This window comes from Escherichia sp. WS33 (assembly GCF_046486385.1).
Taxonomy (GTDB): Bacteria; Pseudomonadota; Gammaproteobacteria; order Enterobacterales; family Enterobacteriaceae; genus ECMA0423.
Window position 1 is genome coordinate 13,316 of the sequence record NZ_JBJQLJ010000032.1, and the last position, 13,461, is coordinate 26,776.

A 13,461-nucleotide genomic window follows, 5' to 3' on the forward strand; every position below is an offset into this window, starting at 1 on the left:
CCTATAACTTATTATGACACAAATAGCACAATATGTCAAGATATTTCGTAATTTTTATGTTATAGCGCATTCTTCCGCGATCTGGATGGCAAGCTCTCCGAGTTCAACGGTGATGTGTTCCATAGCGAGGGCAAGCTCCTCCATATCATTGGCAATGCGCCACGCCTGATCCACGGTGACGGTATCCCCGTTCATCTGCACCAGGTGCTCTACAGCAGCATTCCAGTGTTCAAGGGCGGTGATTGCCTGTTCAGTGAATTGCAGCGCTTCCAGGAGCGCGGAGGGCGTTCTCTCACACCACGCCCTATTAACAAGCCACAGGGCTGGTAGATGCCAAATATCGTGGAAATAGTTAATTAGGGTGTTCACGGTGTCCATAGTTTTATTATTCATTGTTGTTTTCCTTGTCGTCAAAGAGAATATCAAAATCTTGTATGTGGTGAGATAAGCCGTTAGTTTGGGAATACCCCACCCAGTCAACATAGTTTTCTGCGTATAGCTGCCACTTCTTAAGATTCGATGAATCAACACGGTATTCACGGCGGCGGCGTGGTTTATAGAAGACGTTATCCGAAGATGCTAAAACATCCTGCAATAGTTCAAACTCTGCCCCTACGGGCACCGTTGCAGGGTATTCTATTATTTCGGTGATCCATTCTCCTGGAATAGACTCTCGTGCGAGGTCTTGTAGAGAAGAGGTGTATTTACGTTTGCTGGCGCGAGTGGCTTTTTCGATTCTAACAATGTTACTTCGTTCTTTTCGTCCCATTCATTCCTCGTAGAGGGAAACTTCCGTGTTTTCTCGTTAATGTCCATACTGCGTAAAATGCAAATAACCAATACATAGCGATGATCATAAAAGTTTCCCTATTGTGTGTTTAGAAATTAGAGTAGATAAATTCTACATTGTCTCGTTCGATGTGTTTCAGCGTGAATGATAGATAATGGCTTTCATCGTCGATATCGATCACACCAATGTTGCGCAGCGCACGAAGCCAGAATCTGATCCCGTTATCACTTACACTGGATTTATCAGATAGCTCTCCGTAAGAAATTTTAGTTTTTCTGCCCTTCCAGAACCAGATAAGCGCATAATAAACGCCCTTCCCGCTATCGTTGATCTGTATCTGGTTTGTGTTGTTCAATTTTATGTATTGTATCAATTAGTCCTCCTGATTAGTTCCAGTGGCGTTGTATTGTGGCGATCCCTTTCTTCATTAGTTCAGCCGTTTGTCTTTGGGTCAATCCTTTGGATTTGTGTTCCTGTACTTCTTTACGGGTGTTGTTACCTTTAACTTTCTTTCTCACTTTCCCAAATTTCAGACATTCAATCTTTGCTCCAGGGAAATAATGCTCTTTGATGTATTCAGCTGTTGCCAGATCCGGTACTACGAACACCAGAGGGTGATCAGTGTCAGCATTACGGATAGATGTACGGCTAATAAACTGGTAGCACCTTTCATAATTCATCGCGGAGCGTTGCTTCTGTTCAAATTCTTCAACATTCCAGCCGTTAAGCTCCGCATACTGCCGCCATTTACCTTGGAAATCTTTATCAAGATTACTGCATCCGAGAAATACAGCATTGTGTATGTGCTGGTAATGGTTCAGGCCATAGGAAGCCATTGAAACACGGATACCACGGGAAGCATCGGTAAGAATTTCATCCCCTATCGTAGTAAACTGACACAGGGATTTATCTCTGTTGGTAGCGAAGATAAATTCACCAGGCACGCGCTGGATGATTTCCTGGAGATGTTCGTGAAACACCTTCTGTAATGCTGTCAGGGTGCATCTGTTTTCACATACGGCGACCAGGGAGATCGGTACACGCTTATGTTTACGTCTTTCAAGTGGCGGCTGTAAATCTTCACCAGCTTTCTCTACTTCGTATTTCGTCAGATGTTCAGCAGCCCAGACAAACAAACTTCGAGAAGAGCCAGCACCTAAGAGTGTGAGTTGTTCAGCCCATTCTACAGATCTGATAATTGGTGAAGCAGTGAAGGCGAACAGGTGTTTATTCTCTTCGTAGAGAAGTCCAGCACCCTGCATAATCGCCCAGAGCAGGCGCTTTAACTCAGCACCATTCGCCTCTGTTTCGTGCCAATAGTCGTAGAAATCTTCACGCTTATCCTCACTCAGGAATAACAATCCGTCCCGCTCTTCCAGCCAATCCAGGAATGGGAAATTTTGTTCCGTCCGTTTGGTATGCTGCACTTTGATGTAAGCGCCAAACATTGCATCAGGGATTTCATCAACAAAGATACTGAAATTACGGAGAAGGTTTTGAAGTTCCGTTTCAAGCGCTGCGCGATAGCAGTAATGAATGAAACATTGATGTGTACAGATAATAACCGAATGCTGGAAATCGTATTCCAAGGTGGAAATTAGGTGTCTTACCGCTTCTGTTTCGGTGTCCACATGGAAACTCTTCACCCGTCTGTCTTTTAGTTCTTCCCTCACCTGCCCACATAATTCATGTGTTGGCATCACGAGAAGAAAACGAGGGGGAATTGCTTCGGAATTTGTTAATAAACTTGACTTGATGTAGTGCTGTAACGTGGTGGATTTTCCAGATCCGCAAATTGCATCAACGAATTTTACTACGCGTTTCTTTTCTTTCATCAGTTTCCTCTTTTTGTAGGATAGTGTGTTTGACAATGGAGTTAACCAGGGCCGGAATACTTACACCTTTAATTGTGGCGGCTTCAAGGAGCGCCTCGTAAACTTCTGGACTAAAACGAATGTTCATCATTAGTTAATTTCCTTACGGTGTTGGTCATAACGGGCGAGAGCGTCAGCGAACATTTTCATTCGGTCTGTATACTCCCTCGATTTTGCTGCTTGCATGGATGCGTAAATAACGTGGCGTTTCACCTTACCACTCACCAGATCATTAAAAACCTGGTCACTACTGAAATACTTCAATAACTACCTCCTTCGGATTTTGGATGCAAAAAGCCCCAGGCAGTTACCCCGCCCAGGGCTGAAAAGTTCAGAAGGTTTTCTCCCCTTCATACTTACCATAATACACTATTTTAATAACGTTTGTCAACCACCTACCATAAAATAAATTTGTCGTCAACAATTTTTTCATAATAGGATAAGACGGCTTCTCAAGGAAGGGTATCATTTCCGGCTCTTCATGCGAGTGAGCCGATCTTGTAGCTACGCTACATCGCACAATGAACCTGTTAACACATCATTTTAATGATAAGCCCTTTTACATAATTTTGATGTGTTGAGATCGTAGGCTCACAATGAACCAGCGATCAGCGGGTGAATGTCGCATGAAAAAGTATCTGCTCATGCTCATCCTGCACAAAGATGTATGTTCGAGGAATACGAGAACATAAGAGAGATAATTAATAACCTTAATTTAATTAAGGGTAGTTAGTAGTTGGTTTGTGTCAGTGAGCGAAGCGAGCATGACAAATTATCTCTACAGGAAAATTTCTTCTCAACAATACTTTTCTGTAGAAGTCACTTTCATGCGCGTGATCAGCGCATACCAAATTGTACAGTCCACTTTATGGAGAATTAACCCTCCATCAATCCTGATTACGTGTTAATAGCGAATACTCGCCTCCATAGCGCCGGAAAAATCCCACGCTAATTACATTCTAAATACCCGCTAAACCCCAGGTAAAGCGATGCTTAATCTATTCTAAATAACCCGCCTGTAACGCCCTCTGAGCGCCTTTCTCACTTTCAAAGTATCTTTCATCACTTATACGAAAGCCTTACGCCGTGCGGCTCACAGCGATCATTGTCCACAATGAGCACTTTTATGATAGGTGCAATTTGCTTAAAGACTTTTTATGTTTTATCAAATTTATTTGAATATCGATTTTCCATGCCCAAACCCGCCAGTTGGTTAGCATTCTAATCATTTCATCATGCAATCAGTTGCAAGTGCATAAACTCCGCATAATCTGTGCATACAGGCAGGTTAGCGCCGCCCTCGCCTAACGACTCTACATTTATCACCATTAAATCAATGAGATAGATAAAAACCACACACAAGCATTGGTAGTGTGATGTTCCGCTGTTGCCGCTGTTCTTCGTGAAGAGTTGAGGATTTGGCAACGTTCAAACAGATGTTTAGACTTTCCAACATTATGATTTTGCTAAGATATTTCCAGTTTGTGCGAATTTCGAACAGGAGAATGTGCTTGTTCGCGCTGAACCCTGGACACAATCGCGCCATCTACCACACACAACACCGATTATTTTTTGATCATTTGTCTTGCAACTCACTGAAATTGATCATAATGTTTATTTCATTGGTTTAGATGTGTGACCTTGAAGGAGGGTAAATTGAACAGAGCAGTGGTGTTAGACGAACAGCAAGCTAAAGCGATCAGGGAATGGCTAAACGCTCATAACAAAAGCCTGATAGCTGACGTTACGTTAATGATGCAAGCCGCCGTATTGCGTGTGGGGGATGCCGTAGCTTTGCGCTTCGACGAAGTGATTAACGGAGAGATAGACATAGAAGAACAGAAGACTGGGAAGCGTAAAGCCCTCACCCTTCCGGCTCCAGTGGTGCAGATGATCGCTCGTCGCCGTGCTGAGTATCCGCATGATGTGCATGTGTTCAGAAGCCAGCGTAACCGATCAATGAACAAGCAAGCGCCTGTACGACGCGAAGAAGTGAGCAAGCAGATCGCAGAGGCCGCTAAAGCTATCGGTATTCATGGCACTGTATCGGCTCACAGTTTCCGCAAAGCTGGCGGGAATGCCATCTACAAGCGTTCAGCAAACAACATCGCTTTAGCTATGACCGTGCTTAATCACAGCAACATCACTGACACCAGGCGCTATCTGGACTTAGACAAGCAAGCCGTTAGCCGGATTATCAATGAAATGGATTTATGAGAATCGAACACTCAATTTGCAGACACTACAGTACCAAGCGTTTTGACCCCTCGTGACAGCAAACTGTTGCATGTGTCTTTTGATATTGCTTGTTTCATAACAATGAGGACAAAATGGTACTTCATCTCCAGCTTTCCAATAAACATTATCCTTGAAGATAAATGTCGATTTATCTTTCAGCTGATCTTCAAGCTGCTTATTTTTCTGTTCCGCGTCGAAAAGTAGAGTTTGTGTTGTTATCGCTTCAATCTTGGCGTTAGCAAGTTCGACCATTAGATTGGCTAACTCAAGTTTGAGCGTAGCCTTGTCCAGTTCATCGCTGTTATTTGCCAGCTTCTGAGTGATGCTTACCGCTTTATCAAGAATCCCTATAGCTGCCGCCGTGCTTGCCAATACTCCTGCCATAACCTCTCCTACGTACGTATCGATTCGAAGAATATGTTACTGCCGATTCCCTGCGCATACCAGTGTGGAGAAGATACCACAAGGATTCGCACACCACCTTCATCACATCACAATCAGAATCCACTTAAAATTCTTGAAATTATGTTTTAACATTGCAGGCGCTTCTAAATAAAACAATCATTCAGGATGATTTATATTCGTAAAGGTTTATTGGTGTTAGTGGCTTCAACTCTGCTTCTCTCTGGGTGTGCTGTACAGAAACAACTGGTTCCAACTGGTGGTAGCAAGGCTGATGGGACTGTAAAAATGAGCTACTCTTTCGGGATGTTCGAATCCCCTAAAGTGAACGTTCAGCAAGGCGCTCAAGCAGCAGCACAACGTTGCGCTGCATGGGGTTATTCTGGTGCTGAGCCTTTCGGTGGTTCAACTTCTGTTTGTTCTCAACCATCTTCAAGCGGATGTATGGAAACAATGGTCACTATGGAATATCAATGTACTGGTGACTTGAAGAAGTAAGATTCGGGGGGCGGGTTGCCCCCTTATTTTTTGGGATACGAATTTTCAGCAGTGACTAAATTTCATACTGACTTATCGTTGTACGTTCTTTAAAACAGGGATAAAATTAAGATAATTCGTAAAAAATGGATTGGTGCATATGGTTAAGAAAATCACTTTACTGGGCTTGTCGGTGCTTTTTGCTACACAAGTTGCCTTCGCTGAAAATTCAAACAATTGGATTGAAGTTACGACGAATAAAGACGGTGCTTTTTTAGTCAAGAAAGGCACGTTTAGAAATGTAAAAGGTGATTCATCTGCTTTGTTCATGTATGAAAAAACAGATAAAAAAGTTGAATATTACAAAATTAGTATGAAAAACACAGATTGCGACAATGGATATGGTGAAATAAAATTTTTCTATATGGACGGAAGTTTAGCTTTTAAAGGTGATTATGTGGCTGATGGAACCAGTGTTGGGGCTGGTCTTGGTGATTTTCTTTGTGGAGTAAGAATCGCGGCGGAAGCACAAAAAAGTTGAGGAATGGGGGCACATCCTACAAGAAATATGCCCTCCCCCCTTCATATAAATTTCCTCGCCTCTGAAACCAGCTTCATTTCAGCTTCTTCGATTGTCTTGCGTTCTAACCATAATTTACCCTCCGGCGTAGCCAGGAATTTACGAGCGTGTATCTTTCGGTTGTTACGCTTCGTGGCTGCTTGTGAGTTAGCTTTTGACATGTTATCCCCTCCGCTGAATATGCCAGCGTTCAACGTACAGTAGAGAGACAGTACAACGAAAGTTACAATGGTGCAGATAATAGATGACCATTACGTGCCGTGTTGGGCACATAAGAAAAGGCGGCGCGTAGCGCTTCCGCAGGGTGTAATCCCTTCGCAGGGAGGATAAAGCCTTAGCACGTTCTCTTATCAGGTGATCGTTATACTCCGGTGATCGAAACCGTGGCAGAGCCGGATTCTTTCCCGATCCGGTTAGTCTTCCCAACATTACGCCTGTTTATTCTCTGCAACGTCATCTCGACGTGTAGCATCATTGAGCGCCGCACGAAGCGCGGAACGTATCGCTAAGGGTTCAAGTGATGTGTTTAGAGAGTCCGGCAACTCTTTCAGCTTCAAGGGATGGCAAAATTTCTAATGCTGTTCGGGCTTGAGCCTGGTAACTACCCGCCATTACGTTGTACAATCCTTGAGCCGATACAACGCAAAGGCGTTTACCAAGTGTTATCAAGAATGATAATTGAAGATACAATCCGTTAGATTTTTTACGCTAAGTGATTGATTTTCTTAGATGGTGCCGATAATAGGAGTCGAACCTACGACCTTCGCATTACGAATGCGCTGCTCTACCAACTGAGCTATATCGGCCCTGAAAGGACATGTTCACGAACGTGAATCACGGTGGACAAGGTTAAAACTAACCGGGCGATGCGTCAATGGCCTTGTGAATCAAATGGCTACTTTTGCATCACCCGGTTTTATTTACGCACGAATGGTGTAATCACCAATGCCGATCCACTTGTAAGTGGTCAGTGCTTCCAGCCCCATTGGGCCACGCGCGTGGAGTTTTTGTGTGCTTACCGCCACTTCCGCACCCAGACCAAACTGGCCGCCGTCGGTAAAACGCGTAGAGGCGTTAACGTAAACAGCGGACGAATCCACTTCGTTAACAAAACGCTGGGCGTTGCGCATATCGCGGGTCAGGATCGCATCGGAGTGTTGTGTGCCGTGTTCACGAATATGGGCGATGGCATCGTCAAGATCGCTGACGATTTTGACGTTCAAATCTAATGACAGAAACTCATCGTCATACTCTTCGGCTTTAACAGCAACCACCTTCGCAGGGCCTGCCTGCAACTGCGCCAGTGCAGCTGCATCTGCGTGTAATGTCACGCCGCTTTCCGCCATTTGTTTGCTTAATGCGGGCAGGAAGCTATCGGCGATGTTTTTATTCACCAGCAACGTTTCAACCGTATTACATGTGCTCGGACGCTGAGTTTTCGCGTTGACGATCACTTTTAATGCTTCAGCGATCTCTACACTTTCATCAACGTAAATATGGCATACGCCTATACCACCTGTGATCACCGGGATTGTCGACTGTTCACGGCACAGTTTATGCAAACCAGCGCCACCACGCGGGATCAGCATGTCGATGTATTTATCCATACGCAGCATTTCACTGACCAGCGCACGGTCAGGATTATCAATCGCCTGCACGGCACCCGCCGGTAAGCCGCAGGATTTCAGGGCGTCCTGAATCACCGCCACCGTTGCAGCGTTAGTGCGACACGTTTCTTTGCCACCGCGCAGGATCACCGCATTACCGGTTTTCAGGCACAGCGAAGCGACATCAACCGTCACGTTCGGGCGCGCTTCATAAATCACGCCAATAACCCCCAGCGGTACGCGACGACGCTCAAGACGCAGGCCGCTGTCCAGTACGCTGCCATCGATTACCTGCCCCACCGGATCGGCGAGGTTACACACCTGGCGCACATCATCGGCAATGCCTTTCAGCCGTGCGGGCGTCAGTGCCAGACGGTCAAGCATCGCTTCGCCAAGGCCATTGGCACGCGCGTCAGCAACATCCTGGGCGTTAGCGTTGAGGATGATTTCGCTTTGTGCTTCCAGTTCATCGGCGATTTTTTCCAGCACGCGATTTTTTTCGCGGCTGGAGAGTTGCGCTAATTTATACGAGGCTTGCTTCGCGGCAATGCCCATTTGTTCCAGCATCAGCCTGCTCCTTAACGGGTAATCATGTCATCACGGTGAACGGCAACCGGGCCGTATTCATATCCCAGTATTGCATCAATTTCTTGCGAGTGGTGCCCGGCAATACGGCGTAATGCATCGCTGTTGTAACGACTGACGCCGTGGGCGATATCGCGACCTTCGAGGTTGCAAATGCGGATGACTTCACCACGCGAGAAATTGCCAGTCACGCTTTTAATGCCTTTCGGCAACAGGGAGCTGCCGCGTTCAAGAATGGCGGCAGTTGCCCCTTCATCTACCGTGATTTCACCCGCCGGCGGCGCACCGAAAATCCAGCGTTTACGGTTTTCAAGCGGAGTCGCCTGGGCATGGAACAGCGTACCGACGGAAATGCCTTCCATCACATCACCAATAACGCCCGGCTTGCTGCCCGCGGCAATAATGGTGTCGATACCCGCACGGCAAGCCACGTCAGCGGCCTGCAATTTGGTACTCATGCCGCCAGTTCCGAGGCCTGAAACGCTGTCACCGGCAATCGCGCGCAGTGCGTCATCAATGCCGTAAACATCTTTAATCAGTTCTGCCTGCGGATTGCTGCGCGGATCAGCGGTATACAAACCTTTTTGATCGGTCAGCAGCAACAGTTTATCGGCACCCGCCAGAATCGCCGCCAGCGCAGAAAGGTTATCGTTATCGCCGACCTTAATCTCTGCCGTAGCGACAGCATCGTTCTCATTGATTACCGGAACGATATTGTTATCGAGCAACGCACGCAGGGTGTCGCGGGCGTTCAGGAAGCGTTCACGGTCTTCCATATCAGCACGGGTCAGCAGCATCTGCCCGACGTGAATGCCATAAATCGAAAACAGCTGTTCCCACAGTTGAATCAGTCGACTCTGCCCTACCGCCGCCAGCAGTTGTTTCGAGGCGATAGTCGCTGGCAGTTCCGGGTACCCCAGGTGCTCACGTCCGGCGGCGATCGCGCCCGACGTCACAATAACAATCCGATGCCCGGCGGCATGTAACTGCGCGCACTGGCGAACAAGTTCAACGATATGGGCACGGTTCAGACGGCGCGATCCGCCTGTTAGCACACTGGTGCCGAGTTTTACCACCAGCGTCTGGCTGTCACTCATGATTCTCTGCCATTCAATTTTAGGAAAAATGATATCAAACGAACGTTTTAGCAGGACTGTCGTCGGTTGCCAACCATCTGCAAGCAAAGCATGGCGTTTTGTTGCGCGGGATCAGCAAGCCTAGCGGCAGTTGTTTACGCTTTTATTACAGATTTAATAAATTACCACATTTTAAGAATATTATTAATCTGTAATATATCTTTAACAATCTCAGGTTAAAAACTTTCCTGTTTTCAACGGGGCTCTCCCGCTGAATATTCGCGCGTTAATTAAAATCAGGAATGAAAATGAAAAAGAGCACTCTGGCATTAGTGGTGATGGGCATTGTGGCATCTGCATCCGTACAGGCCGCAGAAATATATAACAAAGACGGTAATAAACTGGATGTCTATGGCAAAGTTAAAGCCATGCATTATATGAGTGATAACGACAGTAAAGATGGCGACCAGAGTTATATCCGTTTTGGTTTTAAAGGCGAAACACAAATTAACGATCAACTGACTGGCTATGGCCGTTGGGAAGCGGAGTTTGCCGGAAATAAAGCGGAGAGTGATACTGCACAGCAAAAAACGCGTCTCGCTTTTGCCGGATTGAAGTATAAAGATTTGGGTTCTTTCGACTATGGCCGTAACCTGGGCGCGTTGTATGACGTGGAAGCCTGGACCGATATGTTCCCGGAATTTGGTGGCGACTCCTCGGCGCAGACCGACAACTTTATGACCAAACGCGCCAGCGGTCTGGCGACGTATCGGAACACCGACTTCTTCGGCGTTATCGATGGCCTGAACTTAACCCTGCAATATCAAGGGAAAAACGAAAACCGCGACGTTAAAAAGCAAAACGGCGATGGCTTCGGCACGTCATTGACATATGACTTTGGCGGCAGCGATTTCGCCATTAGTGGGGCCTATACCAACTCAGATCGCACCAACGAGCAGAACCTGCAAAGCCGTGGCACAGGCAAGCGTGCAGAAGCATGGGCTACAGGTCTGAAATACGATGCCAATAATATTTATCTGGCAACTTTTTATTCTGAAACACGCAAAATGACGCCAATAACTGGCGGCTTTGCCAATAAGACACAGAACTTTGAAGCGGTCGCTCAATACCAGTTTGACTTTGGTCTGCGTCCATCGCTGGGTTATGTCTTATCGAAAGGGAAAGATATTGAAGGTATCGGTGGTGAAGATCTGGTTAATTATATCGACGTCGGTGCTACGTATTATTTCAACAAAAATATGTCAGCATTTGTTGATTATAAAATCAACCAACTGGATAGCGATAACAAATTGAATATTAATAATGATGATATTGTCGCGATTGGGATGACGTATCAGTTTTAATAGATATTGCCGGATGTGATGCATCCGGCACATTTCACTCACGCCGTTAACTTCACCGGCTCGTCACGAAAATCATCCGCCGGTTCCAGCTTCAGATTCAGCGTCGTCAGCAGTTCACGCAGCTTCTCGTGAAACTCACGCAGGGTGTGCTCCAGTCGTTCAACCACTTCAGTATCTTTTACCGGAACACTCTTCCAGTCGCCTGCTTTATCGAACAGACCAAACTGGTAGCTGTAGGTAAAACGGGATTCCTGCGCTTCCAGCTCCATCCACCAGCCCCAGAATTCACGCACTTCCGGTGCCGGTTTCACGTTGACGCATACAGCCAGACAATCGAAAAAGAATCGATTATCTTCGCACTTACCTTCACGAATATACGGGCCTAGTGCGGTAAATTTTTTGATCAATCTGCTCTTCGGGTGTCCACTCGGTAACGTCATTGCTATCTCCTGTTGTGATGCAACTGTTTTACCAAATTGGCAAAATTTAGCAAATTTTTAACACAAGCGTTTTTCGATCCAGCCGGTGATTTCCTGAAGACCTTTGTCAAAATTCCGATACACCGGGTTAAATGGGATCTCTAATAATTTACCGTCAGCAGATGATGAGGTGATTAAGCGTGAGTCCTCTTCCGGGCTGAACGGATCGTTCTTCCAGTAGCCTGATAACATTGGCGTTGGGCAGCGACGTCCCAGCAATCCTTGCACTTTTAATGAATAGCGATTCAGCTCCACGCGTAACGCTTCGTCGGAAGCATCATGCATCCCCAAACGACTCGCCAGAACGTCAAGATACATTTCCGGCACCTGTTGCTGGCACTTAAAATCACTCAACAGGGTATGAACTACCGGACCAAGACAGGCAACCGCTTTCAGACGCGGCGATTCAAGGTATGCCAGACGCACGGCAACGTTAGCGCCGAAACGGAAACCAAAGGCCGCGACGCGAGTGTGATCCACCCACGGTACGTTAGGCAGCGCCTTTAAGACGTGCTGATGCAACAGGCTGGAGTCCTGGGTGAGCTTCCATTTTGAAGAAAAGCCCACCGACGGCATATCAATAGTCAGCATCGCAATGCCGCGCGGCGCAAAATAACGTTCATACAGGCTGTAATAGTCCGTCTGCATCGCATCCAGACCACCACACATTAATACTGTCGGGAACGGGCCATCGCCTTTCGGCATATGCAAAAAGCCGGTGATGGGCGCACCGCCGGGTACAGTAAACTCCATCTGCCGCATCGTGCCCGGCAGACGCTGGGCGGCCTCTTCATAGGCGCGGTTTGATAAAGCCTGCGCTTGCTCGGCCAGGTCATCTCCTTTCAGATGAGGATAGGCGGCAATGTTGTACAACGTAGCCGCATGCAGCCAGTGTCGACCACTGAGTTGCGGATCTTCTTCCGCACAGGCTTTTTGTTGCCACACCATCGCCTGGGTGGCCCACTCATAAATCCAGTTGCCACCACGGTAGCCAATCACAGTATCGTATAAATCATCGTCGGTACGTTCAGCATCGCTCATCACAATACGTGCCTGGACGTCTAGGATTTCACGTGGGTCAATACCGCGCCAGATCCACATCAGACGGTTAATCATGCGATACCAGTGAGGGATGGTTTTACCATCAAGAGCCGACTGCACAGGCGGTTGTGCGCCGTGATTAAAGCGGCGGACTAGCGTCGAGGTTTCAGGATGTTTAAAGCGGGGTTTGAACAGGGTTTCGCTCAGGTTTGCCTGTGTCATGGATGCAGCCTCCAGAATACTTACTGGAAACTATTGTAACCCGCCTGAAGTTAAAAAGAACAACGCCCGGCAGTGCCAGGCGTTGAAAAGATTAGCGACCGGAGATTGGCGGGACGAATACGACGCCCATATCCCACGGCTGTTCGATCCAGGTATCTTGCGGGATATCAACAACATAATCATCAACCAGCGGACGACCAGCCGGTTTTGCAAAGATGGTGACAAAGTGCGCTTTTGGATACATTTCACGAATCGCAACCGCAGTACCACCGGTATCCACCAGGTCATCAATAACGATGAAGCCTTCGCCATCGCCTTCTGCGCGTTTCAGCACTTTAAGCTCGCGCTGGTTGTCGTGATCGTAGCTGGAAATACAAACGGTATCGACATGACGAATACCCAGTTCACGCGCCAGTAACGCACCCGGTACCAGACCGCCACGGCTTACGGCAATAATGCCTTTCCATTGTTCAGAAGGCATCAGTCGGCTTGCGAGTTTACGTGCATGGATCTGCAACATGTCCCAGGTGACGATGTATTTTTCGCTCATGTGAAGTGTCCCAGCCTGTTTATCTACGGCTTAAAAAGTGTTCGAGGGGAAAATAGGTTGCGCGAGATTATAGAGATCTGGCGCACTAAAAACCAGTATTTCACATGAGTCCGCGTCTTTTTACGCACTGCCTCTCCCTGACGCGGGATAAAGTGGTATTCTCAAACATATCTCGC

The 13,461-nt window shown here is 47.0% G+C and carries 15 protein-coding genes and 1 tRNA gene; 4 read left to right on the forward strand and 12 right to left on the reverse strand.

What is annotated here, in order from left to right; translation table 11 throughout:
- Nucleotides 1-54: 54 nt before the first annotated feature.
- From ACJHXA_RS20450 to ACJHXA_RS20465, 4 genes are all read right to left on the reverse strand, one after another.
- Nucleotides 55-393: a hypothetical protein gene (locus ACJHXA_RS20450; RefSeq protein ID WP_283512352.1), complete on the reverse strand. Its 339-nt coding sequence runs from the start codon at nucleotides 391-393 to the stop codon at nucleotides 55-57.
- The gene (locus ACJHXA_RS20455) at nucleotides 386-769 is read right to left on the reverse strand and encodes a hypothetical protein (RefSeq protein WP_033801628.1); all 384 of its coding nucleotides are present in this window, start codon (nucleotides 767-769) and stop codon (nucleotides 386-388) included. Before ACJHXA_RS20455 ends, ACJHXA_RS20450 begins: the two co-directional genes overlap by 8 nt.
- 407 nt (nucleotides 770-1,176) lie before the next feature.
- The gene (locus tag ACJHXA_RS20460; protein WP_045148751.1) at nucleotides 1,177-2,625 is read right to left on the reverse strand and encodes a DEAD/DEAH box helicase; all 1,449 of its coding nucleotides are present in this window, start codon (nucleotides 2,623-2,625) and stop codon (nucleotides 1,177-1,179) included.
- On the reverse strand, nucleotides 2,591-2,755 hold the full coding sequence (locus tag ACJHXA_RS20465; RefSeq protein ID WP_283512353.1) for a hypothetical protein: 165 nt from the start codon (nucleotides 2,753-2,755) through the stop codon (nucleotides 2,591-2,593). The genes ACJHXA_RS20460 and ACJHXA_RS20465 overlap by 35 nt, the downstream gene beginning before the upstream one ends.
- 1,565 nt (nucleotides 2,756-4,320) lie before the next feature.
- Here ACJHXA_RS20465 and ACJHXA_RS20470 point away from each other — a divergent pair.
- Nucleotides 4,321-4,881: a tyrosine-type recombinase/integrase gene (locus tag ACJHXA_RS20470; RefSeq protein ID WP_045148753.1), complete on the forward strand. Its 561-nt coding sequence runs from the start codon at nucleotides 4,321-4,323 to the stop codon at nucleotides 4,879-4,881.
- On the opposite strand, the gene ACJHXA_RS20475 is transcribed toward ACJHXA_RS20470, so the two are convergent.
- Nucleotides 4,876-5,286, reverse strand: a complete 411-nt coding sequence (locus ACJHXA_RS20475; protein WP_045148755.1) for a hypothetical protein — start codon at nucleotides 5,284-5,286, stop codon at nucleotides 4,876-4,878. The genes ACJHXA_RS20470 and ACJHXA_RS20475 overlap by 6 nt on opposite strands.
- 186 nt (nucleotides 5,287-5,472) lie before the next feature.
- Here ACJHXA_RS20475 and yecR point away from each other — a divergent pair, with 186 nt between their 5' ends.
- Nucleotides 5,473-5,802, forward strand: coding sequence for a YecR family lipoprotein (gene yecR / locus ACJHXA_RS20480; RefSeq protein WP_071829443.1), 330 nt, complete (start codon nucleotides 5,473-5,475; stop codon nucleotides 5,800-5,802).
- Between the two features lie 139 nt (nucleotides 5,803-5,941).
- Nucleotides 5,942-6,322 carry a hypothetical protein gene (locus ACJHXA_RS20485; RefSeq protein WP_096981031.1) on the forward strand — a complete coding sequence of 127 codons (381 nt, stop codon included), beginning with the start codon at nucleotides 5,942-5,944 and terminating at the stop codon, nucleotides 6,320-6,322.
- 41 nt (nucleotides 6,323-6,363) lie between these two features.
- Here the strand turns inward: ACJHXA_RS20485 and ACJHXA_RS20490 are convergent, their stop codons facing one another.
- The 4 genes from ACJHXA_RS20490 to proB form a co-directional block, all read right to left on the reverse strand.
- Nucleotides 6,364-6,522, reverse strand: a complete 159-nt coding sequence (locus tag ACJHXA_RS20490; RefSeq protein ID WP_164474134.1) for a hypothetical protein — start codon at nucleotides 6,520-6,522, stop codon at nucleotides 6,364-6,366.
- A 569-nt stretch (nucleotides 6,523-7,091) separates the two neighbouring features.
- Nucleotides 7,092-7,167 (reverse strand) — tRNA-Thr (locus ACJHXA_RS20495).
- A gap of 114 nt (nucleotides 7,168-7,281) precedes the next feature.
- Nucleotides 7,282-8,535 (reverse strand): glutamate-5-semialdehyde dehydrogenase, encoded by a 1,254-nt coding sequence (proA, locus tag ACJHXA_RS20500; RefSeq protein WP_000893255.1) that lies wholly within the window; start codon nucleotides 8,533-8,535, stop codon nucleotides 7,282-7,284.
- An 11-nt stretch (nucleotides 8,536-8,546) separates the two neighbouring features.
- Nucleotides 8,547-9,650 carry a glutamate 5-kinase gene (proB, locus tag ACJHXA_RS20505; RefSeq protein WP_001285288.1) on the reverse strand — a complete coding sequence of 368 codons (1,104 nt, stop codon included), beginning with the start codon at nucleotides 9,648-9,650 and terminating at the stop codon, nucleotides 8,547-8,549.
- 287 nt (nucleotides 9,651-9,937) lie between these two features.
- Here proB and phoE point away from each other — a divergent pair, with 287 nt between their 5' ends.
- Complete coding sequence (phoE, locus tag ACJHXA_RS20510) at nucleotides 9,938-10,993, forward strand: phosphoporin PhoE (protein WP_000749882.1); 1,056 nt, start codon at nucleotides 9,938-9,940, stop codon at nucleotides 10,991-10,993.
- Nucleotides 10,994-11,031: 38 nt separating this feature from the next.
- On the opposite strand, the gene crl is transcribed toward phoE, so the two are convergent.
- The 3 genes from crl to gpt form a co-directional block, all read right to left on the reverse strand.
- Nucleotides 11,032-11,433, reverse strand: coding sequence for a sigma factor-binding protein Crl (crl, locus tag ACJHXA_RS20515; protein WP_000174677.1), 402 nt, complete (start codon nucleotides 11,431-11,433; stop codon nucleotides 11,032-11,034).
- 57 nt (nucleotides 11,434-11,490) lie between these two features.
- Nucleotides 11,491-12,735 (reverse strand): esterase FrsA, encoded by a 1,245-nt coding sequence (frsA, locus tag ACJHXA_RS20520; RefSeq protein WP_000189543.1) that lies wholly within the window; start codon nucleotides 12,733-12,735, stop codon nucleotides 11,491-11,493.
- A gap of 91 nt (nucleotides 12,736-12,826) precedes the next feature.
- The gene (gpt, locus tag ACJHXA_RS20525; protein WP_001291990.1) at nucleotides 12,827-13,285 is read right to left on the reverse strand and encodes a xanthine phosphoribosyltransferase; all 459 of its coding nucleotides are present in this window, start codon (nucleotides 13,283-13,285) and stop codon (nucleotides 12,827-12,829) included.
- Nucleotides 13,286-13,461 lie beyond the last annotated feature (176 nt).